General features: G+C 51.7%; 11 protein-coding genes and 1 pseudogene. 10 read left to right on the forward strand and 2 right to left on the reverse strand.

The window, feature by feature from the left end:
- Positions 1–29: 29 nt before the first annotated feature.
- A complete protein-coding gene (locus ACO0LK_RS08655) occupies positions 30–1,586 on the reverse strand; it encodes a deoxyribodipyrimidine photo-lyase/cryptochrome family protein (RefSeq protein ID WP_422974111.1) in 1,557 nt (518 codons plus the stop codon).
- Positions 1,587–1,887: 301 nt separating this feature from the next.
- On the opposite strand from ACO0LK_RS08655, the gene ACO0LK_RS08660 reads away from it, so the two are divergent.
- On the forward strand, positions 1,888–2,082 hold the full coding sequence (locus ACO0LK_RS08660; RefSeq protein ID WP_422974113.1) for a hypothetical protein: 195 nt from the start codon (positions 1,888–1,890) through the stop codon (positions 2,080–2,082).
- Positions 2,079–3,056 (forward strand): alpha/beta hydrolase family esterase, encoded by a 978-nt coding sequence (locus tag ACO0LK_RS08665; RefSeq protein WP_422974115.1) that lies wholly within the window; start codon positions 2,079–2,081, stop codon positions 3,054–3,056. The genes ACO0LK_RS08660 and ACO0LK_RS08665 overlap by 4 nt, the downstream gene beginning before the upstream one ends.
- A 143-nt stretch (positions 3,057–3,199) precedes the next feature.
- Here the strand turns inward: ACO0LK_RS08665 and ACO0LK_RS08670 are convergent, their stop codons facing one another.
- The gene (locus ACO0LK_RS08670) at positions 3,200–3,445 is read right to left on the reverse strand and encodes a hypothetical protein (protein ID WP_422974117.1); all 246 of its coding nucleotides are present in this window, start codon (positions 3,443–3,445) and stop codon (positions 3,200–3,202) included.
- A gap of 889 nt (positions 3,446–4,334) precedes the next feature.
- Here ACO0LK_RS08670 and ACO0LK_RS08675 point away from each other — a divergent pair.
- The 8 genes and pseudogenes from ACO0LK_RS08675 to ACO0LK_RS08710 all read left to right on the forward strand — a co-directional run.
- Complete coding sequence (locus ACO0LK_RS08675) at positions 4,335–5,237, forward strand: WYL domain-containing protein (protein ID WP_422974119.1); 903 nt, start codon at positions 4,335–4,337, stop codon at positions 5,235–5,237.
- A complete protein-coding gene (locus ACO0LK_RS08680) occupies positions 5,234–10,516 on the forward strand; it encodes a DEAD/DEAH box helicase (RefSeq protein WP_422974121.1) in 5,283 nt (1,760 codons plus the stop codon). Before ACO0LK_RS08675 ends, ACO0LK_RS08680 begins: the two co-directional genes overlap by 4 nt.
- Positions 10,516–13,293, forward strand: coding sequence for a helicase-related protein (locus ACO0LK_RS08685; protein ID WP_422974123.1), 2,778 nt, complete (start codon positions 10,516–10,518; stop codon positions 13,291–13,293). Before ACO0LK_RS08680 ends, ACO0LK_RS08685 begins: the two co-directional genes overlap by 1 nt.
- A gap of 23 nt (positions 13,294–13,316) precedes the next feature.
- Positions 13,317–17,723, forward strand: coding sequence for an Eco57I restriction-modification methylase domain-containing protein (locus ACO0LK_RS08690; RefSeq protein ID WP_422974125.1), 4,407 nt, complete (start codon positions 13,317–13,319; stop codon positions 17,721–17,723).
- 16 nt (positions 17,724–17,739) lie between these two features.
- Positions 17,740–19,731 (forward strand): hypothetical protein, encoded by a 1,992-nt coding sequence (locus ACO0LK_RS08695; RefSeq protein WP_422974127.1) that lies wholly within the window; start codon positions 17,740–17,742, stop codon positions 19,729–19,731.
- 102 nt (positions 19,732–19,833) lie between these two features.
- Complete coding sequence (locus ACO0LK_RS08700) at positions 19,834–22,503, forward strand: ATP-binding domain-containing protein (RefSeq protein ID WP_422974129.1); 2,670 nt, start codon at positions 19,834–19,836, stop codon at positions 22,501–22,503.
- Positions 22,504–22,552: 49 nt separating this feature from the next.
- Positions 22,553–23,332, forward strand: coding sequence for an HNH endonuclease (locus ACO0LK_RS08705; RefSeq protein WP_422974131.1), 780 nt, complete (start codon positions 22,553–22,555; stop codon positions 23,330–23,332).
- 206 nt (positions 23,333–23,538) lie between these two features.
- A pseudogene (locus ACO0LK_RS08710) lies at positions 23,539–23,944 on the forward strand (IS5 family transposase); the annotation flags it as partial.

The following is a 23,944-nucleotide window of genomic DNA, read 5'->3' on the forward strand; positions in this document are numbered from 1 at the left end:
CTCACTGTTCGCTGCTCGTTGTTATCATCTCACCAGTCCAATTCCAATTGCACAATGTCTGGCTGTTTTTTGGATGCAGAATGCTGACGCGCCTTGCTAGATGTTTTTTTGCGCGAACCATGCTTTTCTATGATGACCAATTTAGGTGCCTGCATGTGTGGCTGCTTGCGCAAATCAAACAGCCGGGTCTTGGCAATGCGCGTTGCCAGCTCCAGATCGACAACAGGTTCAGGAATATCGACACCGACTATTACACCGCAAGCAGCTTGCACATCTGGCGGCATGCGCCATGGTTCAAACAACCACGTATCAGGAACACGTCGCATCGCAGGCAACCAGTGCCGCACAAAATGACCGTGCGGATCATGATCGCTGGCCTGCTTGATAGGGTTGTAAATACGCGGCACATTCATCCCGGTGGTACCCGATTGCATCTGCATCTGGCTCCAGTGTATGCCCGGTTCATAATCCAGAAACTGGCGAGCAAGCCACAGCCCCACAGGTCGCCAGTCCAGCCACAAAGGATAAGCCGCTACCGATACCAGCATGGCTCGCATTCTAAAATTAAGCCAGCCTGTCTCCCGCAACATCGTGACGCAGGCATCTACCAATGGCCAGCCAGTTCGGGCGCTTATCAATGCTTCAAAGTGTGCCTGATTAAATTCCTGCTCACGCAGCCCGTCATAGCCGCGATGCATATTGCGGTATTCTATTTCAGGCTCGCTCTCCAGCTTCTGGATGAAATGGCAGTGCCAGTACAAACGACTGATAAAAGAATTCAAACCCTTTTTGTGGCGCTCTGCCGTGGGTGGCAGAGCCGCGAGGTGTTCGCGTGTTGCATGCACGACCTCACGCAAACTAAGGCAGCCAAACGACAGATAGGGCGACAAGCGCGAACAAGCCGTTGGTGCTGACAAGGGGGACGAAATGCCACCCCGGTATTGATGACTGCGTTCATGCAAAAAACTGTCCAGCGTGATCAAACCGTTACGTCGGCCGCCACGCTGCCGCTTGGGCGGGTCATACCCATCCAGCTGCAATTCTTCCGACGAAGGTGGTAATTGCGGGAGCGAGATAGCAGGCATCAAGCCCACAAAGCTCGCCCTGCTTAAATCTGGTGTTGGTACACAAGCCACGTCATTATGTGCATTCCACTTTGCCTGCCAGTCATCCCTGTTTTGCAAACACCGCACCACCCCAAACTGCGCAAATTCATGCCATTCAATCTGCCTGATTTTGCACCAGCGCCCCAGTGCTATATCCCGTTGATAGGTAACATCGTTGCCTGTTTCTTCATGCGAATAAATCGCCGAAAAAGGCTGATGTGCAAAAATGTGGGCAAATACCTCAGTGACCTCACCCGTCAGGATATGCAATTGCCCACCGCTTTTGCGCAGAGCCGAGTAAAGCTCACGCAAGCTCTCCAGCAAAAACTGGTAGTGCTGATTCGCCACATCAGCCTGTGCCCACAAAGAAGGTTCAACCACGTACAAGCACAGCACCGGTCCACGCCCAACCGCAGTGTGGAGCGCCAGATGATCATGCAAACGCAGATCGCGTTTGAACCAAACAATGCTGTATGTCATTCAGCCATTATATCAAGACCATTTTAAGGAGTGGGTAGGAGTAAGTAGGAGCGCTTGCAGTGTTAGAAGTAGTGGTTACGCATGGGCTGTATGATTGATGTGGCATCACCCGTAGTAGCCTGGTAAAAAGATTGATCCGCCACTATTCTCTGTTCGAATTTGTTTTAAAAATTGCAAAAAGCTAATAAACTCTGACGTTTGGAGCGTAAGCCGCCTGATGAAAATATAGGGGCCGCTAAACGGCTCAGTCGCATTGTTGAACAAAGTGGGCCGCAAATCATGGATATTGACAGGAACCCTGATGATCAAAGTCACACAACTGCAATTTGAATATGTACGCAAACGCGTCTATGACGATTTTTCGCATGGTGGTAGTGTGGAGGTGTTGGGGTATCCCGCCATCCCCTGGGGCTGCGTGTTTAAACAATATGTAGTGCAACGAGGCGAACGCAGGGGTCTACCTTTCACGCACCCAACCACTGAAGGTGCAAGATGAAACGAGTACTACGCTGGTTCGTCTGGAGTCTATTGGGTCTGCTTGGCTTCATCGCTGTGTGCGGCGCGCTTTTCGCTTACTTCGTTTATTCCCCAACACCCATCCGCCCCGGCTTGTCTGGCGCTGTGCAAAAAGGCAGCATACAAGCAGACGGCATCAAGCGCACCTACATCAGCTATGTTCCACGTGATCTGCCCAAGGGCGCACCCCTGGTGCTGGTCATGCACGGCTCAGGCCAAAGCGCAGACGACATACGCGTAGAAACCGGCTACGCCTTCGAACGCCTCGCCGATCAACACGGCTTCGCCATCGCCTATCCCGATGCCTACAGTTTTGACTGGAACGATTGCGGCAAAGTCGGCGACTACCAGGTCAATGGCCGCGACATCGACGACATCGGTTTCCTCAATATCCTGACCGACAAACTCGTCAACGACCTGGGCACTGACAAAAACCGCGTATTCGCCACCGGTGTATCCGCAGGCGGCTTCATGTCACTACGCCTGGCGGTAGAATCCCCAACCCGCTTCCGCGCCGTGGCCGCAGTATCCGCCAGCGTACAAGTGCCGCAAAACTTCCGCTGCAAACCAGCAGGCACCGGCACATCGGTAATGATCATGAACGGCACCAAAGACCCGCTGGTGCCATACAACGGCGGCGAAGTGAACCTGCTAGGCCTGTTCTACAAATGCGGCGACGTACTCAACGCACGCACATCCGCGCAATATTTTGCAGACCTGAACAAGATCACAGCCACGCCCACAGCACAAACGACCGTAATATCAGGTGTCGATGTAGAACAAGTAAGCTGGAAGCGTGATGCCAGAACCGAAGTCGAACTCGTCACCATCCACGGTGGTGGACATGGATTGCCACAACCCTACTACCGACGTGCACGTTTGCTAGGCCCGTCGCCAATGGCGCCGAATGGGGCGGAAATGATTTGGGAGTTTTTTAAACGGCAACAACCGTGAGGATCCTGTAGCTGGCCACACAAAATTTTAGTAAATGTGCATACATAGGCGAAATTTAGTGAAGCTTTGGCGACATCGCATGAACTAGAACTCATCCCCATTGATGAAATGAGTTCTGGACATCGGCTGACTATTCTTTGCCATCACGGGAAGGTCAAGTCCAAACCCAACATCCTGGCAAGGGCGAAGGTGAAGATACCCAGGCCCACAAGCGATAGCATGAAGATGACGCCCACTTTGCCGCTCGCGCGTAGCACCGCGTGCATCTCCTTCGCATGGTCCTTTTCCTTCTTCCCTTGATCGTAATGCCACTTGATGGCGAAAAACATGCCCACGCCAAGCACGAGAGCCTTGAAGGTAACTAAGACTATAGGAATCCATTCCATCATTTTGAGTATTTCCTGGTATTACATAAAACTATCTATCGTGAAGCCTACTAGCTTAAACCTTGCTTCAGCGGCTTCGTTTTTTTGTTCAAACTATCCCCCTCAGGCATCCTGCTTGAATCTTTCACTGCATCCACTTATGAAACAAGAGTGGCTTCCAGCGGCGTGATTTGCCGAATGCAGATGAATGAGGAGAAAACCTCAATGACTGCCATGCGCAGCATAGTGTTGCTGCACGTCTTGATGCATACTACTCCAAAGCAATTTCCATGCATGAGGACAAATTGTCTCAGTTGAAAAACACACAACGCGCCTCTTTGGGTAGCATCAAGGATGCGTGGACGCTTGCAAGCGGCTCTGCAAGGGCTCTCTCATATGCTGGCGCTGCGGCCAGAGTCGTTCAACGTTGTTGTGGTTTAACGCCCAGGAAACACTTTGCCCATCCGGAAGTTCTCTCAATGCGGTCGCACATAGCTTTGCTGCTTCAGTATCTATTTATCGTGAGATTACTTGCGAAAGTGAACAGGCAGAAAGAAAGCTAGGTTAACCGAGATGAACTGCCAACGGTACTACGAGTGCAGCTGGCCTCTTAACATGCACATATACGTTCTCAATGCAAATTTGAAAATAATTGTCAATATTGAATTGTTTGTATTGACAGGGCAATGCTTGCTCATTAGAGTAAATAAGCACAAGCATTTTTTCTTTATTAGAGGGAAGTCAACGACTAATTAAATTACGAAAATTATAAGTAACATGACCAAGCGTCTTATATAATATGGTGATCATTATGATCGCCATATGGGATTTAGAAGCAAGGTAGGCATATTCTAATGCGACCCATAAGCTGGTCACAGTTACCCTCAATCACCACGTCAATCGCCTACCAACGATGTTCAACGAGAAACTTGTAAAGTTGACGCAGTCTCAACGTGATCGTCTCGCATTTGTTGAAATGCGTATACGGTTTCTTGGGGTAATACGACGCCATGATTTGGTGGCACGTTTTGGTATTCAGTCCGCAGCTGCTACCAGAGACCTTGCTCTATACAAGGAGTTGGCGCCGAGAAATATTGATTACGATTTGAGAGGTAAGTCTTATGTTCTGGGGCAGCAATTTCAGCCATTTTTTGACTTCTCAGCAGACCGAATAATCTCTTGGATAACTCAAGGTTTTGGCGATGGTGAGCCAACTGGACTAAAAGCGTGGGTGGTAAGCGAAAGTTCATCACAACTGAGACATCTGGATCTGGACGTATTAGCATGCGTGACCCGGGCGATATATCAACAATGTCCACTTTGTATCAAATATCACTCGATCACCAGTGGTGACACTGAAAGGGAAATCGTCCCTTTTGCGCTACTTGATAACGGGTTGAGTTGGCATATACGTGCGTTCGACCGACAATCGCAAGAGTTCCGAGACTTCGTTATTACACGGATTCGCCGCCCAGTAATGCTTAAAGGGCAGACAGTGTTACCCCATGAAGTTAGCGATCAAGACATCCAGTGGACCCGAATTGTCGAGCTGGCGCTGATTCCGCATCCGGGCAAACCTCGCCCAGAAGTTACCGAGATGGACTTTGGCATGCGAGACGGCGTGCTTTTGGTTAAGCTCCACGCAGCTACGGCTGGCCACATCTTGCGCAAATGGAACGTTGATTGCTCTCCTGACCATAGCCTGCAAGGTAATGATTACCGACTTTGGTTGAAGGATCCCTTGGCGCTGTATGGTACCGAGAACGCTGCATTAGCACCCGGCTATGTTTTCCAACAGGAGGGACAGAATAAATGAATAACGTATTTGACTTCCGCGATCAGCTTATTGCTGAATACAGCTCGTTTTCGCGAAGCTTTTCCCGAATAGCTGCAGCAGATATCAGGGATGAAGTGGAACGCCAGTATGCCGATGGGCGCTACTGGCCGGAGCCTCTCGTCCAAATCAATCCAAACTATCAGCGCAAAGGTACGGTGCAAGAGTTGGTTGTGGAAGGCATCCTGCATCTCGCCTGTGCTGAACTCTTTCAGACTGGAAAGGCTGAGGGGCACCCCCAGTCTCTGCATCTCTATGCACATCAGCTGCAAGCCTTGGCCAAGGGACAGGGAAGGCAAAGCTACGTAGTTACGACAGGTACTGGTTCGGGCAAATCATTGTCCTTTTTCATCCCAGTTATTGATAGGATTTTGAAAGTCAAAGACCAGGAAAAGACCGGACGAACCCGCGCCATCGTGATCTACCCGATGAATGCCCTCGCGAATAGTCAGCTTGAGGAGCTTGATAAATTTCTTCATGGCTATCCTGATGGGCAGGAGCCCTTTACGGTAGCGCGTTATACCGGTCAAGAATCAAAGGCAGAACGCGATGCTATTGCTAACAATCCGCCTGATATCCTGCTGACCAACTTTATGATGCTGGAGCTAATCCTTACACGCTTCGACGAGGTTGACCGCCGCGTAGTGAATCACTGCCAGGGGCTGGAGTTCTTGATCCTCGACGAACTTCACACCTATCGTGGACGCCAAGGTGCGGATGTGGCATTGCTGGTACGGCGGTTGCGCGAGCGGTTGCAGGCGGAGGAATTAGTCTGTATCGGTACATCCGCAACGATGTCCAGTACCGGCAGCTTAGCGGATCGAAATAGAACCGTGGCAGAGGTTGCCAGCAAGCTTTTTGGTGTGAGTCTAAGCGAGCAAGATGTTATAGGTGAAACGCTGGAACGGGTGACCGATCAACTAAAAGATGTTGTCGCAGTTCAGCCTCAATTGGGCGCTGCAGTAGCTCGCCCTGAATTTTCTTGGGTAGACTTCGATGCTTTTCGAATTGACCCGCTGTCAATCTGGGTCGAATTGAACCTTGGCATTGAACTGCCGGACAATGAACCGCCGCGTCGGGCAAAGCCGATGACCGTCCAGGCAGCCAGTGAAAAGTTGGCGAACGATGCCGATTGTGCGATCGATGTAGCGCGCATTGGTCTGCAGCGCTTTTTGGTGGCCGCACATGAAATCAAAACCCCACAAGGACGACCGCCGTTTGCGTTCAAGCTTCACCAATTCATCAGCGGTCCTGGCAAGGTGCTTGCCACGCTTGAGACGCAAGGTGTTCGTCATATCACTCTGGATGCGCAACGTTTCGCGCCAGGTCGTCAGGATGAAGGCGTCCAGCTTTACCCCGTGCACTTTTGCCGCGATTGTGGTCAAGAATACCTACCGGTTTGGCAATCAAAGCGAGAGCACGCGAGCTACACCCCACGCGAAATTGATGACATTACGGCAGATGATAACGAAGACGTCTTTTATGGGTTCCTGTGCCCTGCGGGCGCCCATCTATCCTACCGAGGCGATAACGAAGATCTGCCAGAGACCTGGCTGGACTTGAGCCGCGACCCACCTAAGATCAAACAAAACTACAAAAATGCCGTGCCCTATCGCGTCAGCGTTGACGTACAAGGAAACGAGGGTGGCGTCGAACAGTTTTGGTACATCCCGGGAAAGTTCCGCTTTTGTCTAAAATGCGGACAACTGCATGAAGCGCATGGCAAAGACATCAACCGCCTCGCTAGTCTTTCAGGCGAAGGGCGGTCCTCTGCCACAACAATTCTGACATTAACGGCGCTGCGCCAACTCTTCAAAGATACCGAGCCCGCAAGCGGCCAGCCAGATTCGCGCAAATTGCTTGGCTTTACTGACAATCGTCAGGACGCAGCGCTACAAGCCGGTCATTTCAACGATTTCATCTTCTTACTGACCTTGCGCGCAGGCCTGATTGGCGCTCTCCAGAACAGCAATGGTCAATTAAGTGAAGAGCAGTTAGCCGATGCTGTATTCAAGGCAATTGGCTTCGATCGACTAGATGAATCCACGTTGGTCGAATACTTACGTACACCCAAGCTGATGGGCCTGGCTCGACAAGAAGCTCAGCGCACACTTCGCTATATCATCGGCTATCGGTTGTTACGTGATTTACGGCGCGGCTGGCGCTTCAATAATCCGAACTTGGATCAACTGAATCTGCTGGCGATCGACTACCGCAGTCTGGATGAGTTTTGTGCCGACACTGCAGCTTTCAGAAAAAATGTAGTTTTAGAGAGGTTGAGTGACGTACACAGGGTGACTTTGTGTAGGCTTATTTTCGACGCTATGCGGCGCGGACTGTGTCTGGAGACGCGCTATCTAGATCCTGTCGAGCAAGACAAAGCCCGCACCAGTGCTTTCGCTTATCTCAATGAGCGGTGGGCATTTGCGCCTGATGAGTTGCTGGAAACAGCGAAATATCTGATTCTTGGTAAACGGCCGGAATACCGAGGCAAACTAAGAATGGATCTGGTGACCGGTGGATCTCGTTCACGACTTCTGCGCGACATCAAGACTGCCGCATTCTGGAAGGAAACCGTCTTTGTCGGTCAAGTCACAAACTGGAAAGATCCCGAGTGGGTCGAGCTGGTGGAGGCACTCTTGCAAGCCGCTGCGCTCTATGGTTATGTCCAGAAGCATTCGATTGATCAGCAGTTGATAGGGTGGCGTCTGAACGCAGCGGCGCTGGATTGGTGTTTGCCAGAAGAGTCTTTTCAGACTGGCGACACACGCGCCAATCAATTCTTCCGTGCTCTTTATTTGAGCGTCGCCGATTCATTGCGGCAGAAGAATCATCCTCTGTTCGACTTTGAGGCGCAGGAACACACCGCTCAAGTGGATGCTGGACGCCGCCAATTGCTGGAACAACGCTTTCGCTACACCGACAAGGACCGCAAGGACTGGGGCGATAATCCAGCACACGAAGCTCCGCTGGAGCGTCTGCCTGTCATGTTCTGCTCGCCCACGATGGAGCTGGGTGTCGATATATCTGCATTGAATACCGTATACCTGCGCAATGTTCCACCGACACCAGCCAATTATGCCCAGCGAAGTGGTCGCGCTGGCAGATCAGGTCAACAGGCGCTTGTGATTACATATTGCGCCTCGTTGAGTCCACATGACCAGTGGTTTTTCCATCACGCTAATGAAATGGTACACGGCATTGTTCGTGCACCCACCCTAGATCTAGCGAATCGCGATCTGGTTGAAAGCCATTTGCAAGCTGTTTGGCTGGCAAATGCTCACATTGCACTTGATGTCAGCATTGCTCCAATGCTTGACCTTGATAAGCAGGGTAAGCCGCTGATTAAGTCCTTCTACGACGCGCTGAATGATCCTGCAGTCACACAGCGTGCGCAGGCCAGCGCTTCTCGCGTTGTTGCGCAATTGCAGCAGGAATTGGCAGACATTGACTGGTTTTCAACCGATTATGTAAAAAAGGTGATTGAGAAGGCGCCTCAGGCGTTCTCTGATGCGCTGGAGCGCTGGCGTGTCTTGTTCGATGCAACTCGCACACAAATGAACTTGGCCGACCAGATCGTCAAAAGTCATACAGCCTCTCACAATGAACGCCAAAATGCCCAGCGTCGTTACGGCGATGCAGCACGGCAGTACGCAGTGCTGCTGAAGAATGGCAATACACAGAATTCGGATTTCTACACCTACCGCTATTTAGCAAGTCAGGGCTTCCTACCGGGGTACAACTTCCCGCGCCTACCCCTCATGGCCTGGATCCCTGCGCGCGGGGGCGCAACTGCAAGCGGTAAGGATGATGAAGGTAGTATGGTGAGTCGTCCGCGTTTTCTGGCATTGTCGGAGTTTGGTCCACGCAGTCTGATCTATCATCAAGGGCGCATGTATCGCGTAGTGCGCGCCAAGCTTAACGTAGGTTCAGCCGATCACATCACCGGTAACAGCCAACTCGCCACCATTTCCTCGTTGGTCTGCGGTCAATGCGGCTACGGCCATTTGGGAGAGATCAACGGCGCGCAACCCTTGGTAAATCGTTGTGAAAACTGCGATGCCTTGTTGACCGAACACGACTGGGTACGCGAGTTGTATCGGATCGAAACCGTGGAAACTATCTCTGTCGAACGAATTTCCATCAATGATGAAGATCGTCAACGCCAGGGTTTTGATCTGCAAACCACCTATCGTTTTCTACCAGGACCGGATGGCGTAGTCCAACAGCGCAAAGCAGATGTCAGGCACGGAGAGGAAACGTTGGCTGAGCTGACCTACGCGCCTGCTGCGCGTTTGTGGCGTATCAATCGTGGTTGGCGTAGGCGAAAAAACAAAGAGCAACTGGGTTTTTACATCAACCCGATCACCGGTACCTGGAGCAAACAGGACGAACCTGGTGGAAATGAAGACGACGGCAATGATGATTCACTGCTTGACAAAGTGCCCAACCAGCGCATTGTTCCCTTCGTCGAGGATCACCGCAACCTACTGACCCTCACGCCCGCGAATGCCCTCTCGACTGAGGCCATGGCGACTTTACAGGCGGCGCTAAAACGAGGTATCGAGATGACTTTTCAGATTGAAGAGTCAGAGCTCGTAGCTGAGCCTCTGCCCAAAGCAGACGAGCGTCGTGCCTTGATGTTCTATGAAGCTGCTGAGGGTGGTGCGGGCGTTCTGACCCGCATTGCAAGCGACCCAGTCAGCCTCGCGCAAGTAGCCCGTAATGCACTTAAACTACTGCATCATAATGCGCCGCAAGGGCCTTGGAAATTGGAAGACTTGCCAGCGCTCGAGCAAACCAATGCACTGGGTAACCACATCTGTGAAGCTGGTTGCTATCAATGTCTGTTATCTTACTTCAATCAACCCGATCACGAAAACATCAACCGCCGGAATGTCGATGCGCTCAAAGTGTTGGTGGCGTTGGCCAATGCCGAAGTTCAACCAAGGCAATATCCACCGCCAGCGCCGGAAAACGCGTCGGCTAATGATCTACTCCAGCAGTGGTTAAACGCCTTAGATGTAGCAGGTTTGCGCCACCCGGATGTCACGCAGGTGCCCGTCAATAAGGGCGCGGTGATAGCTGCAGGCCAATATAAGTCAGCCCGTGCCCTTGTGTTTCTTGAAGCCCTTGATTCAAACACTGTGGACTTGCTGACAGACAAAGGCTGGCGAGTACTAAACTTCTCTGACTCAACTCTCTGGCATGTGCAGTTTGCTACTTATTCGGATGTGTTCGGCAAATATGAGCAAATATAATGACCCAACTTGAACACGACTTTATGCCCGGCAATCTGGTCCGTGCCCGTGGGCGCGAGTGGGTAGTACAAAGCGAATCACGACGTGACTGGCTGCGCCTGCGTCCACTTGCTGGTGCGGATGACGACACTATATCCCTAATTCCGGAGCTTGAGCTACAACCTGTAGAACCAGCCATTTTCCCCTGGCCAGAACCAGAGCATGCGGGAAACCACGCTGCTGCCTTGCTGCTGCGGGATGCTTTGCGCCTCAAGCTGCGCACCGGCAGTGGGCCATTCCGGTCGTTTGGCAATATAGCGGTAGAACCACGTGGCTATCAGTTAGTGCCATTGCTAATGGCTCTGCGTTTGACTACTGTCCGCCTTTTGATTGCCGATGACGTGGGTGTCGGGAAGACTATCGAAGCAGGACTGATTGTCCGTGAACTAATCGATCGCGGTGAAATTGCACGGTTAGCTGTGCTTTGTCCGCCACATCTAGTAGAGCAATGGCAAAGCGAACTGGAAAATCGTTTTAACTTGCAGGCGGTAGCATTGACCTCCGCGTCGGCTGCGCGAATCGAACGAAATCTGCCTCATGGAGTCGGTTTGTTCGATCATAACCCCATAGTGGTGGTGAGCCTGGATTACATCAAAAGCGAGCGCCATCGTGAGCATTTCCTAGCAATTGCTCCAGAGTGCGTGATTGTTGACGAAGCACATACCTGCGCCAGCAGTGGTGCAGGCAAACAATTGCGTTTTGAGTTATTGCAACGTTTGGTCCAGGACGAAAATCGTCATCTGATCCTTCTCACTGCAACGCCACACTCCGGCGACGAGACCGCGTTTTACAATCTACTGTCTTTGCTCGACCCACGCTTCAGTGCCTTGCAAAACCGTATGTCAGCGGGTGATCCATTGCGTCAGGAGCTGGCACGACATTTTGTGCAGCGCCGCCGCAAGGATATCGTCGAATGGCAGGCCGAAACCGGCGATGGCCGTGGCTTTCCGCGTCGTATGAAAACCGAGGTCACTTATCAGCTCAGCGGGGATTGGGGCGCGTTTTTTGATTCAGTTCAGGACTATTGTCGCAAACTAGCTGAAACCATCGAGCGACAGGGGGAAGCCCGTGGCCGCATAATCTGGTATGCCACACTAGCCTTGTTGCGCTGCGTTGCTTCGTCACCCGCGGCCGCGGTCAAAGCGCTCACTACCCGGCTGGAAGGTAATGTTGAAGCATTCGACCTGCTGACCGATGAACGGCTGCACGATGGTGAGGCAGATAATCTCGATAGCAGCGACTTAGAGCCGCCAGGGCAATTGGAAGACGCTAGCCTGCTGCAAGGCCTGATCAAAGAAGCCGAGCGTCTCTCCAGTAAGGCGGGTGATCCGAAGTTGGCTGTACTCATCCGGCATGTCAAGGAGCTGGTCAAAGACGGCTACCACATCGTGGTATTCTGTCGTTACGTCGCCACTGCGCACTACGTAGCTGAACACCTGCGCAAAGCATTCCCCAAGGCCAATATCGAATCTATCACCGGCGAATACACCCCGGAAGAACGGCGTGAACGCGTTGACGCCATGGAGGAGGGTGAACCACGCATTCTGGTCGCCACCGATTGTCTATCCGAGGGCATTAACCTACAGCATCTTTTTACTGCAGTAGTCCACTACGACCTTGCCTGGAACCCCACTCGCCACGAACAGCGCGAAGGTCGTGTTGATCGTTTTGGTCAGCAGGCCGCAGAGGTACGCTGCACTATGCTCTGGGGGCAGGATAACCCCGTCGATGGTTTTGTACTGAACGTGATTCTGCGTAAAGGTGAAACCATCCAAAAAGAACTCGGTGTGCTGGTGCCTATGCCTGAGGATGAGCAGCGTATTAGCCAGGCATTAGTTAAAGCGGCTTTGATGAAACGAGGCGGTCGCACCCAACCCTATACGCTAGATATGTTTGCAGAGGCCAATGTGGAATTACAACCATTGCAAGCCCAATGGCAGGACGCACTGGAAAAAGCTAAGGCCAATCGCACTGTGTTTGCTCAGCGTCGTATCCGTCCCGATGAAGTGTTACCAGAGTGGCAAAAACAGCAAGAAGCGCTAGGCACCCAAATCGATGTGCAGCGTTTTGTCCAAAGTGCGTGCGCTCGTCTCAATGCGCCGCTGGAACCTATGCGCAAGCAGCAATTTCGCTTTCTCCCGCAGCACCTGCCGGAAGGTCTACGCATGCGTCTGGCCGATGAAGGTATCGACAAAGCATTGCTGCTGAATTTCAACGAATTGCATCGCAGCCACCCGCTGGTCAGTGCGTTGGCCGAATACCTTCTTGAGACCAGTCTGGTCGGCGAGGCAAGCATTGTCGCGCGCTGCGCCGCGACCCTGACCGATGCTGTAGATGTAGTCACCACTGTCTTCCTCCTACGCTTGCGCCATCAATTGAGCTACGTGCGCCGTCGCGAACCGTTCCAGATGATGGCGGAAGAAACCGTAGCCCTGGCAGTTGCAGGCCGTAGCAATCCACAATGGTTGGAGGGTGATAGTGTGACGCGCATGCTGGAGTGCACGCCAACCGGCAACCTACCGATAGAGGTGATGCAGCGTGAAATCCGCATTGCGTTGGAATTTATTGCCGCACATCCCCGGCAATTTCAAGTGCTGGCAGAAAAACGCGCCCAAACGCTGCTGTCCGACCATCAGAGGGTGCGTGAAGCAGCCCGTGATGTCGGCCAATACAGTGTCAGCGCCTGCCTGCCGGTAGACGTGATGGGGGTGTATGTGCTGCTGCCCGACACACTATAACGAGCGGCCACCACGGATAAATAATGAGAAAACTTCGAAAAGCCCAAACGGCCCTCAACCTGCCTACCATCACGTTGGAGGGCGGCCTGTTTCTCCCGGATCAATTGGAAAAAGCCGCGCTCGGGAGTGCACAGTGGCAAGCCGAAGCAGACTATGGCACCCCCAAGGGCCTCAAGCTCAAAGATGATTACAGCCGTGCCTTCCAGATTGCCTGCGCCCAGTGGAAACACTTCGTCACCCGGCTCGAGCGCGCCGATGTAGATGCCGCTGCAGTCACGCAAACCTTTGTGCAAGAGTTGCTACGTGATGTGTTTGGCTTTGCCACGCATTCCTGCAACGGTATCACGCTGGGCGAGCGTCATTACCCGATCGGCTTGCTGGCAGACCGCATACCGGTGGTGGTGGCCCCGCATACTCTCTCACTGTATGACAGCGATACGCGTTTTGCGATCCCAGGTTCCGGCGTCCGCAAAAAATCGGCCTTCATGCTGACGCAAGAACTGCTAAACGCCAGCCCGGATCACTTGTGGGCTATAACCTGCAATGGAAAACAACTGCGCCTACTGCGTGATGCCGCCACGTTGACTCGTCCGAGTTATCTCGAAATCGATCTGGCTGACTTACTCGGCGGCCAGCGCTATGCCGAGTTCGCGAATGTCTGGCGTCTTCTGCACGCCAGCCGTGCCGCCGGGAAGCCCGCGGATTGCATCTGGGAACGCTGGCGTGCAGCGGGTCAGGAGGAAGGCACCCGTGTGCGGGACAGGTTACGTCTGGGCGTAACCGATGCCTTGCTGACCCTGGGGGAAGGCTTTTTGCAGTACTCTGCGAATGAGGCCCTGCGCAACGCACTGCACAGCGGTGAACTCAGCAAGGACGCCTACTTCCAACAACTGCTGCGTCTGATCTACCGACTGATTTTCTTGTTCAGCGTTGAAGAGCGCGGCCTGCTGCATGGTAAAGACGAAAGCGAAACCGCACAAGCCGCACGCCGCGATTATGCCGAGGGATATGCCGTGGCGCGCCTGCGCGAGCTGTGCCTGAAGCGTCGTGCTCGTAACCGTTTTGATGACCACTGGCAAGCGCTGCGTATCGTTTTCAAGGGCTTGAACGAAGGTGAGCCGCGTCTGGCATTGCCTGCTCTCGGGGGCTTGTTCGCCATTGATCAATGCCCGGTGCTGGATGCGGCCAGCCTGGATAATGCCCATCTGCTCGCTGCCATGCAAAACCTCCGCTGGGCCAGCCACAAAGGCGTACTCGCCCCGGTGGACTACCGAAACATGGGGCCTGAAGAGTTGGGCAGCGTGTACGAAAGCCTGCTAGAGCTGGTGCCCGAGATCGACCTTCCTGCGCGTCAGTTCGGTTTTGTCGGCCTCACTTCCGATGGCAGCACCGCAGGCAACGCGCGGAAACTTAGCGGCAGCTACTATACGCCGGATTCGTTGGTGCAGGAGCTGATCAAGTCAGCTCTCGACCCTGTAATCGAACAACGCCTGACTGTACAACCTGAATCGCCTATCGAGGCATTGCTCGCCATCCGCGTCATCGATCCAGCGTGTGGTAGCGGTCACTTCCTGCTGGCGGCCGCTCGTCGTCTGGCTGAAAAGCTCGCACAACTGCGTGCCACGAGCGGCGAACAAACCGAACAGGACTTCCGTCATGCTCTGCGTGAAGTGGTAAACCGTTGTATTTTCGGAGTGGACCGCAACCCCATGGCCATTGAACTGGCCCGCACTGCGCTATGGTTGGAAGGCTTTGAAGAAGGCCGGCCGCTGGGTTTTCTTGACCACCATCTGCAAGTTGGCGACGCGCTGCTCGGACTAACTGATTTGAACGCGCTGGAAATGGGCATTGCGCAAGATGCCTTCAAGCCGCTCTTCGGGGATGACAAGGAAGTATGCAAGCAGCTGGCTAAAACTAACGCCGCCGCGCTCAAGGATTTAGAAAAGAAGCGCAATGCCAGCACCTTTGGTCAGCTCGATGTGACTAACACCCCAGGCAGTGGTCTTGGTCAGTTGCAAGCACTTGAGTTCTTGCCGGAAAGCACCACAAAAGAAATTGCCGCCAAGGAAGCCGCCTACCGTGCGTTCTTGGAGCAAGCCAAAACCAGCCGTCTGGCGCATGCCGCTGATTTATTGGTGGGAGCCTACCTGCTGCCTAAGCTTGCTGCATCGATAGATGATATCCCCACCAGCGCCACGCTTTATCTAACCTTGTTGGGCGATGCACTACCAGCGCAGCAATTGGGAGCCATGGCCGCTGCCCAAGCTGCTTGCAAGGGTGCCCGCGTGTTGCACTGGCCGCTGGCTTTTCCGCAGGTCTTTGCTAGTGGCGGTTTCGATTGTGTGCTGGGCAATCCACCGTGGGAAGTGTCCCAGATGGGGGAAGAAGAATTTTTTACCACGCGAGCACCGCACATTGCGCAACTCCCTGGTGACAAACGCAAGCGTGCGATTGCGGCGCTACCAGTGACCGATCCTCACTTATGGGCTACGTACGTTATAGAAGGGCATCGCATTGCTGCAGTAAATAATTTTTTTCGTGGATCAGGGCGTTATCCACTTACCGCCTTCGGGAAATTAAATACGTATTCATTATTTGCAGAAACCATAAGTCATATTTGTCATGACAAAGGCCGGTGCGGGGTCATTGTTCCAACCGGACTAATAACAGACTATAGCAATAGTAATTATTTTGATTGGCTGGTTTCCAACAACCTTCTTATCAGCTCACTGGCTTTTGACAATCAAAGAAAAATCTTCCCGGGTATTCATTCTGACACTCCATTTACACTTCTAACGATTGGCAAGTCGGATGGCGCTCCTGAGTTTGCTGCATATTTGCTAGCGCAGGAGCATATTTACGACCCTCGACGTAGATATCGTCTTTCTCCAGCGGACATTAGAGACATTAATCCAAACACAAAAACTGCGCCAATATTTCGTTCACGCGCCGATGCTGAACTTACATCAAAGATATACAAACGCATACCTATATTGGCACATGAAAGTGGACCGATGGGATTTGATGTTGAGATCATTCAAAATTTTTTTTCGACTTCAAATAGGATTGATTTGCGATTATTTTCTGAAGCAGAGATTGCAAACGACGACTCCATTTTTCAAGTGCTTCGCGGCACAACAATTGATCAATACAATCATCGCGCTTCTCTTTATGACGGATCATTGAGGAAATTCAGGTCATTAAGCGTCGAAGAAAGAGATTCGCCGGCCTTCTTTACCATTTCGGATAAGCGAGTTTCCAAGCTCGAAGTTCAGAAACGGCTTAATGCACGTAGTTGGCCCTTCCAGTGGATGATGGGATGGCGCGACATAACTAATGCAACAAACGAGAGAACAGTTATTGCGTCAGTCTTTCCAGTATCTGGAACGGATGACACGCTCTCATTACTTTTGCCTAAAGGTGGTTCCCGAGAGGCATGCTTGCTATTGGCAAACCTAAATTCCCTAGTTCTCGATTATGTAGCTCAGCAAAAGGTTGGCGGGACGCACATTAGAAAATATACAATCTCGCAGTTCCCCATAGCGTCCTGCGTCGCATATACGTCCTCTGACTTCGCATTTGTGATCCCTCGCGTATTAGAGCTAACTTACACTGCGCAGGATCTCACGTCTTGGGCGCAAGACCTTGGTTACCATGGTGCGCCATTCTCCTACAATGCCTACCGCCGCGCTGTCCTACGGGCCGAGCTTGACGCTTGGTACGCCCGCGCATATGGCCTTACTCGTGACGAGTTGCGCTATGTCCTCGACCCAGCCGATGTGATGGGCGAAGACTATCCCTCCGCGACCTTTCGTGTGCTCAAGAACAAAGAGCTGAAAGAGTTTAGTGAGTACCGCACTGGAATCCTCGTGCTTCGTGAGTTCGACCGCATGGCCCTTGCCGAAGCGAGTAGCGAGCCCTATGTCAGTCTCCTGGACCCCCAACCGGGCCAGCAAGCACAGCCAGCCTATTCAGCCCATGGCATCGTCAAAGACGAGGTCGATTCGCGACTTCTTGGTTTGCTGCTCACGATGGTTCTGCAACGGGGACGTTTGTTACGCCGCCATTTGATGGATGCACTGGCGCTTGCCAATCAATCTTCGTTGCTCGGTGCCTTTGCCGAAGCGCAGAGCATCGATGTCATCACCGAATTTCAGCAGCACTATCCATCCATATTCGACACTGTTCGGCTCGCGGGCGACCGCATTCATGCGTGGCTCCGTCACTTGGAATCCGTGGGAGTGATCCGGTTGGACTCGCAGACGGACGAGCTCGTTGCTGTGTCAGGTGTTGCCGTGCCTACTCATGTGTTAAAGGACGATGAAACGGTACGTGTCGCAGCTGTGTTGATCCGGGTAGCCGAACAGGTCTCGGCTAGCGCAGCTACCAGTGATGTGTCATCGATGGATACATCAGTGAAACAAGCCTGACGACAGGAGCATCTCAATGGAAGAACTGACCCAGTACCTACCTACCGACAGACGTCATCCGCGTCTCTGGTTCGAACGCTTGGTTATCTTCAGCGAGCCTGACGAAGTGCACGTCGTTCGCACCATCCCTTTTCATCGCGGATTGAATCTGGTTTGGGCCAAGGAGCCTGCGATTGGTCATGCACTCGGTACAAGAGCAGCCGGTCACGGTGTCGGCAAAACATCTTTATGTCTACTGCTGCGCTTCTGCTTGGGGGAACCTTCCAAAGCGGTGGCAGAACTACGCGATGAACTTTTCCGTGAGTTTGCCCAAGGCGGCGTTATTGCTGTCTTGCATGTGGATGGCCAGCCCTTCACGGTATGCCGCTATTTCAATGCGCATAAAGAAGGCATAGCTTTTAATGGGAAGGACATCGCGGATATTTGGACTCGTGTTACGGAATTGAGCGATCGCGCCTTCTTGAAGCAACTCGCCAGTGACATGATGAGTCCTGTTTCTCCGCGTAACATCCCAGAAACTGGTCAGGAAATGGAATGGAAGCATTTACTAGCATGGATCAGCAGGGATCAGGGGTCGCGCTTCAAATCCTTTTTCGCTTGGCGAGAGGGTGAAGGTACCGGCCTTCAGCGTGGTCGACAAGATCCGCCTATCGTCATGCGATCTGTGCTTGGCTTGCTCGCTCAAACAGAGTCGCTTCTCATGGGCCAAATTGCCGCTCTGGAGCAAGAGCTGGTACAAGCTAAGCAGAAGACGACGGAGCTTCTTCAAGAACCGGTTCTCATCAAACGTCGTATCGAATCAAGCTTGCGTGCATCAGGCAATTTGCCTAATGATCTTCCCATACGTGCGAATGATCTCTTTGTTGACTCGGTAGAGCAGCGCATCAGGTTGGCCAACGAGAAATCTGCCATAGGTCTGGCGCAGTTCGAGGCCAAGTACGAAGAAGCTACGCAGGCCGTAGCTGACCTGCGAGCCAACATGAAGCTGGTCAAGGATGAACGCTTCAAGGCGCAGACTCAGTACGATTTCGCTGATGCAGCCAGACGCGGGGATGAGGCAGCTTTTTTATCAATCGGAACCAAGCTTGCAAAACTAAAGAACTTGACAGGACATTGCGAAGAAGGAAATCTTTCCTTTTCTCAGTGCAGACATATTCAGGACGAAATGAATAGGTTGCAGTTCTCAAGTATGCAGGACGCTCGTGATAAAAAAAATCTTGAAAAGGCTATGACAGAATCTGCAGGACGAGCCAACGCTGCACTTTCTCGAGTGAACGATTTGAACGCGAAGGTCGCTTCGTTAGAGAAGGAGGAGAAGGCGTTGGAGGCCGTTAAGGCGAGAATCGGCATTTCCAAACGAACTGCCGAGATTACGGCAAACAAATGGCCAGCGCTGCTGGAGGAACTTGAGCGCTGGGAAAGCTTATCTGGTTCTGCGGAAGCGCAGGTCGCAATTGATGCATCTCGCACAAAAAGTGCTCAAATTGAAAAGGACTTGAACAGTGCCAATATTAGGTTAGTGGTACATCAGAAAAATAGATCTGACCGGGAGAAGGCGCTTGCCCACATAACAGACGGGTTGACGCGCCAATTGCTTCCCGATGGCGCATTTGGCTCCTTTGATCCTCACGATGAGATTCGGCCTTTTCGACTATCGCTTCGTGGTGGCGAGGCTTATCGCGTGCTGGAGGTTCTGCTCGGTGACATCGCATGCATGCTGGATAGCTCCAGAGTGGAGAGTGCATTACCAGGCTTGTTCATTCATGACTGCCCTCGCGAGGCCGACATGAGCACGGGTCTATATGAAAATTTCCTTTTGTTGATTGCCCAACTTCAGCAACAACAATTCGAAGGCGAAGACCCGCCATTTCAATACATTGTTACCACTACGACACCACCACCCGATGCCCTTCAGGTTGGCCCTGTGTGTTTGATACTCGACCCAAGTTCTGACGAGGGTTTACTGTTCGGTCGCCGATTTACCGTCGTCCAACAGACGACATTTTAGATAATGAGTTACCAATGATAAAACTACTACAACAGACTTTCATCGATAAGGCTGGCATTGATATGCATTAATGCTAAATAAATTGGACAAGGAGAGCAATCAATGAGCCAAGCAGAATTTGAAGCACTAGCCGAAGAAGCCCTGAGCACCATTACTGAAATAGCACATGGTGCTGCACAAAAACTTGCCTACGAAGGGCATTCATCAGTCAACAGTTTTGCCAGCGGTAACACGCTGACCGGTGGACAAGCGTATCAGAACTATGCAAATATCAGTCAAGCTAATCGGGATGCTCTGACGGCATTGAAACTTGAGCCTTCTATTGCTAGGCTAGTGCTATCTGATGAAGATGGCCGAACACGTGTGGTTTATATCGCGCGCAAAAGCAGCTTGCCCTTGGCATCCGGTAGACAGCTGGCCAGCTACGGCTCGCCCATTGGTCGGCTCGCCGAACTTCCAGTGGGTGAAGAGACAAGCGTCACCTTGGGGGGGCAAAACCAAGTACTTTCTTTGGTTGAAAAAACTAGCTTTCGTCCCGGCTTGGTTGATGGTGAGTGGGATTCCACCGGCAACCAATATCGGCATGTCGATTTTGGCGTGTTTTCCATTGGTTCATTACGTGCGCTACTGCTTGCAAAAGGTATTGATGCGGGCGATGAACTGGACCAGTTGCTCGAGCAAGCAGCGGCGACCAGCGGCGTGCAAGAGGGTATCAGCCATCAGATACGCACTGCCATGGGATTACGTGATCAGCCGATTCTCGACCAATTTCAAGGAGAAATTTTCCGCTTGCCTCTGGATAGTCAACTGATAATTCTAGGTCCACCAGGTACCGGTAAAACCACGACCTTGATTAAGCGGTTAGGACAAAAGCTCGACATCGACAATTTGGAAGAAAACGAACGCCGTGTGACCAATGTGCCTGGACAAAGCATGCCGCACGATAAAAGTTGGCTGATGTTTACCCCTTCGGAGTTGCTCAAATTTTACCTGAAAGAAGCCTTTAACCGCGAGCAAGTGCCAGCCTCTGATGACCACATAAAAACCTGGACTTCCTATCGCAATGATATTGCGCGCAATACGTTGGGCATCTTACGCAGTGCCAATGGTGGGAAATATACGTTCAAACCGGATATGGACAATTTGACAGTTTCAGTCATTGTTGACTCACGTGTATGGTACGAGGCATTCAAGAATTTCCATGATCAGCGTTTGAAAAACCAATTGAAAGACGGCGCCACAATTGTGAAAGAGTCTGCACCTGCTGTGGGCATGCCGATTGCTGAGCAGTTGCTTCAATTAGCCGATGGGTTGGGTACGCGGGCATGGATGGATGTGTACCGCGATTTGGGAAAACAAGAGATACAACTCAAAGCAGCGTTGGATGAGTCCAAAAGTACTACCGATGACTTGCTTAAGCGAGAACGTAACACAGCATTTAACAGAGATAGGGAGGTGTTTCAGCAATTGGCTGTGTATCTGGCTAGTCTAAAGCAAGACGACGATGAACTCGACGAGGAGGCCGATTTTGATGAAGATGATGCAGAGGTGAGCGACAACCCAAATGGCAGTGACGTCCAGCGCGCTGTCAAAGCCTATTTGAGTGCACTCAGGGCTCTGGCACGCAGTAGATATCGCAAGCGCAGCTTGCCCAAGAATTCACGCGCATCAAAGGTTGTGAACTGGCTTGGAGATGCTTTACCGGTGGAAACGATTTTGTTGGAGATAGGTCAACGAATCAGCTTTCAAAATGGCTTGCGACGCTTCATAAATGCATTCCGGCGTTATGTTAGTGATGTGCCAACCAGTTATCGCTTGTTTCGCAAGGATAGGAGCGATGTAACAGAATTTTATTGCACGGCAGCGACAAATCCGTTGCATCTGTCCGGTACCGAGCTGGATGCCATAGTGCTGCTGATGTTGAGAAACTGTAGAGCCTTGTTGTCTCAATCGTTTATTGAAAGGGATCAGGATGCTCCCCGATATGAATTTTTGCGAAATCTAGCCAGTTTGTTCAAAAATCAGATTATGGTCGATGAAGCCACAGATTTTTCGTTGCTGCAATTGGCATGCATGGAAAGCCTGACAACGCTCAAGGGCCGTTCATTTTTTGCCTGCGGTGACTTCAACCAGCGTATCACTTACTCCGGCATCCGTGCGATAGAGCAGATAGCGTGGGTGTCGTCGCGTATTTCGGTGGAATCAATAAACCTTGTCTATCGCCAAAGTCGCAAGCTAAATGCCTTTGCAGGTTCTTTGGCGCGTTTGTCGGGTGGCGATCTGAGCTCACTGGGCGAGTTGCCGAAAGAGAGTACCCACGAGGGTGTCAATCCGGTACTGCTTGAAAAAGTCAGTGAGGACGAGGCAGCCAAGTGGATAGCCCAGCGCATTGCGGAAGTGGAGCGGGTAGTCAAGCAAATGCCCACAATAGCCGTGCTCGTGAATGCTGAGGAAGACGTCAAGCCTATGGCCGAGCGACTGACGAGCCATCTAGAATCGATCAATCTTAAAGCGGTCGCCTGCGAAGAAGGCAAGACGCTTGGCGAAGGTGCTGATGTCCGGGTTTTTGATATTCAGCACATTAAAGGCTTGGAATTTGAAGCAGTGTTCTTTGTCGGAGTTGACCGCCTTGCAGCACAAAAGCCAGAATTATTTGATCGCTATTTGTATGTTGGTGCAACGCGTGCTGCGACCTACCTTGGTCTCGTTTGCTATCAAAGCTTGCCGATGAAATTGCAATCATTGGCTGATAGGTTTGATGAGAAATGGTGACGTCTATGCTGAATTATTATTGGTTATTCGTGTTTATTGGGGAATATAAATGAACCCGCTACAACGCGCCCTCATAGAGAAAGGTGGGAACGATAACGGTTTCGAGTATGTGTTGGCCTCGGAGCAGAGTGGTGTGATGCTGGCCTCGGCACGTCATCTCACTCGTGTCATGATTGTCCTGGAGAATGGTGCCTATCAAGCGCATTTTCAGGCGGCCTCCCCTACCTTGCTACTGGAATTGCAGCGTAGCTTTCCTCAGCAGGGCGTGGAATCCGGTAGGTTTACTTTTGACACTGAGACTGCACTGGCAGTTTTGTTGCGCCGCGCGGCTAGCCTCTCGCGTGCATTGCCGGACCAGGCCGCGACCGACTACCAGCACGCGGTCACTGCCGAACTAGCTGAGTTTTCCGCAGGCATTATTGGCACTGAAGTCGAACGCTTGGTGCGTCAGCGTGTTGGGCAAAATAAGTTTCGTAGCGCGATGCTGGACTATTGGGGTAACGCTTGTGCGGTCACAGGCATTACTATCCCGGCTGTATTGCGTGCCAGTCACACCAAGCCATGGGTAGAGTGCGCGTCAGATGCCGAAAGACTGGATGTGTTCAATGGCTTTTTGCTCAGTTCCAACTTGGATGCATTGTTTGACAGTTTCTTGATTAGTTTCGATGAGAATGGGCGACTGATCATTGCTCCTGCATTGATTGGAAAGGATTTGTTGCTATTGGGAATAGTAGCGGAAATGAAATTGCGCTGGGTAACCCCGAAGCACCAATCATATCTTGTCATGCACCGTGCACGCTTATTAAAGAAAGACTATTTGAAAAGCTAGGTTTTTACAGAATCACATGCGACGTGATGGAATTAAAAAGGAGTTACGCATGTCGCAGAATTGTCTCAGGTTTTGTGGTGATATTAATTACACAAATATTTGTTTTCAGAGTAACGGCTCAATGAAATATTCAATGAAATGATTAGGGGCTGTTAACATTCAATAAAATGTGTTTACATTCGGTATTGGAAAAATAGGATACCGAAATGCAAAGCGACCGCAAGATGTTAAGAGATGATCAATGGAAGAAGATAGAAGCCTTGTTACCTGGGAAAGTGGGTGATCCGGGGCGGTCAGGGGAGAATAATCGTCAATTTGTTGAAGCTGTTTTATGGATAGTGCGAACCAGTTCACCCTGGCGTGATTTACCAGCGGAATTAGGGAATTGGCATACGACCTATACGCGTTTTAAGCGCTGGGGTGAAGCAGGTGTATGGCAAGAAATAGTGGAAGCAGTGAGCGGCGATCGGGATATGGAAGCGCTGATGATTGATAGCACGGTGGTGAGAGCACATCAACATGCTTCAGGTGCTGCAAAAAAGAAGGGCGTCAAGCGATAGGACGTTCACGCGGCGGCCTGACCAGCAAAATACACGTCGCGGTGGATGCGCT

Source organism: Undibacterium sp. Ji49W, assembly GCF_049340205.1.
Lineage (GTDB): Bacteria > Pseudomonadota > Gammaproteobacteria > Burkholderiales > Burkholderiaceae_D > Undibacterium.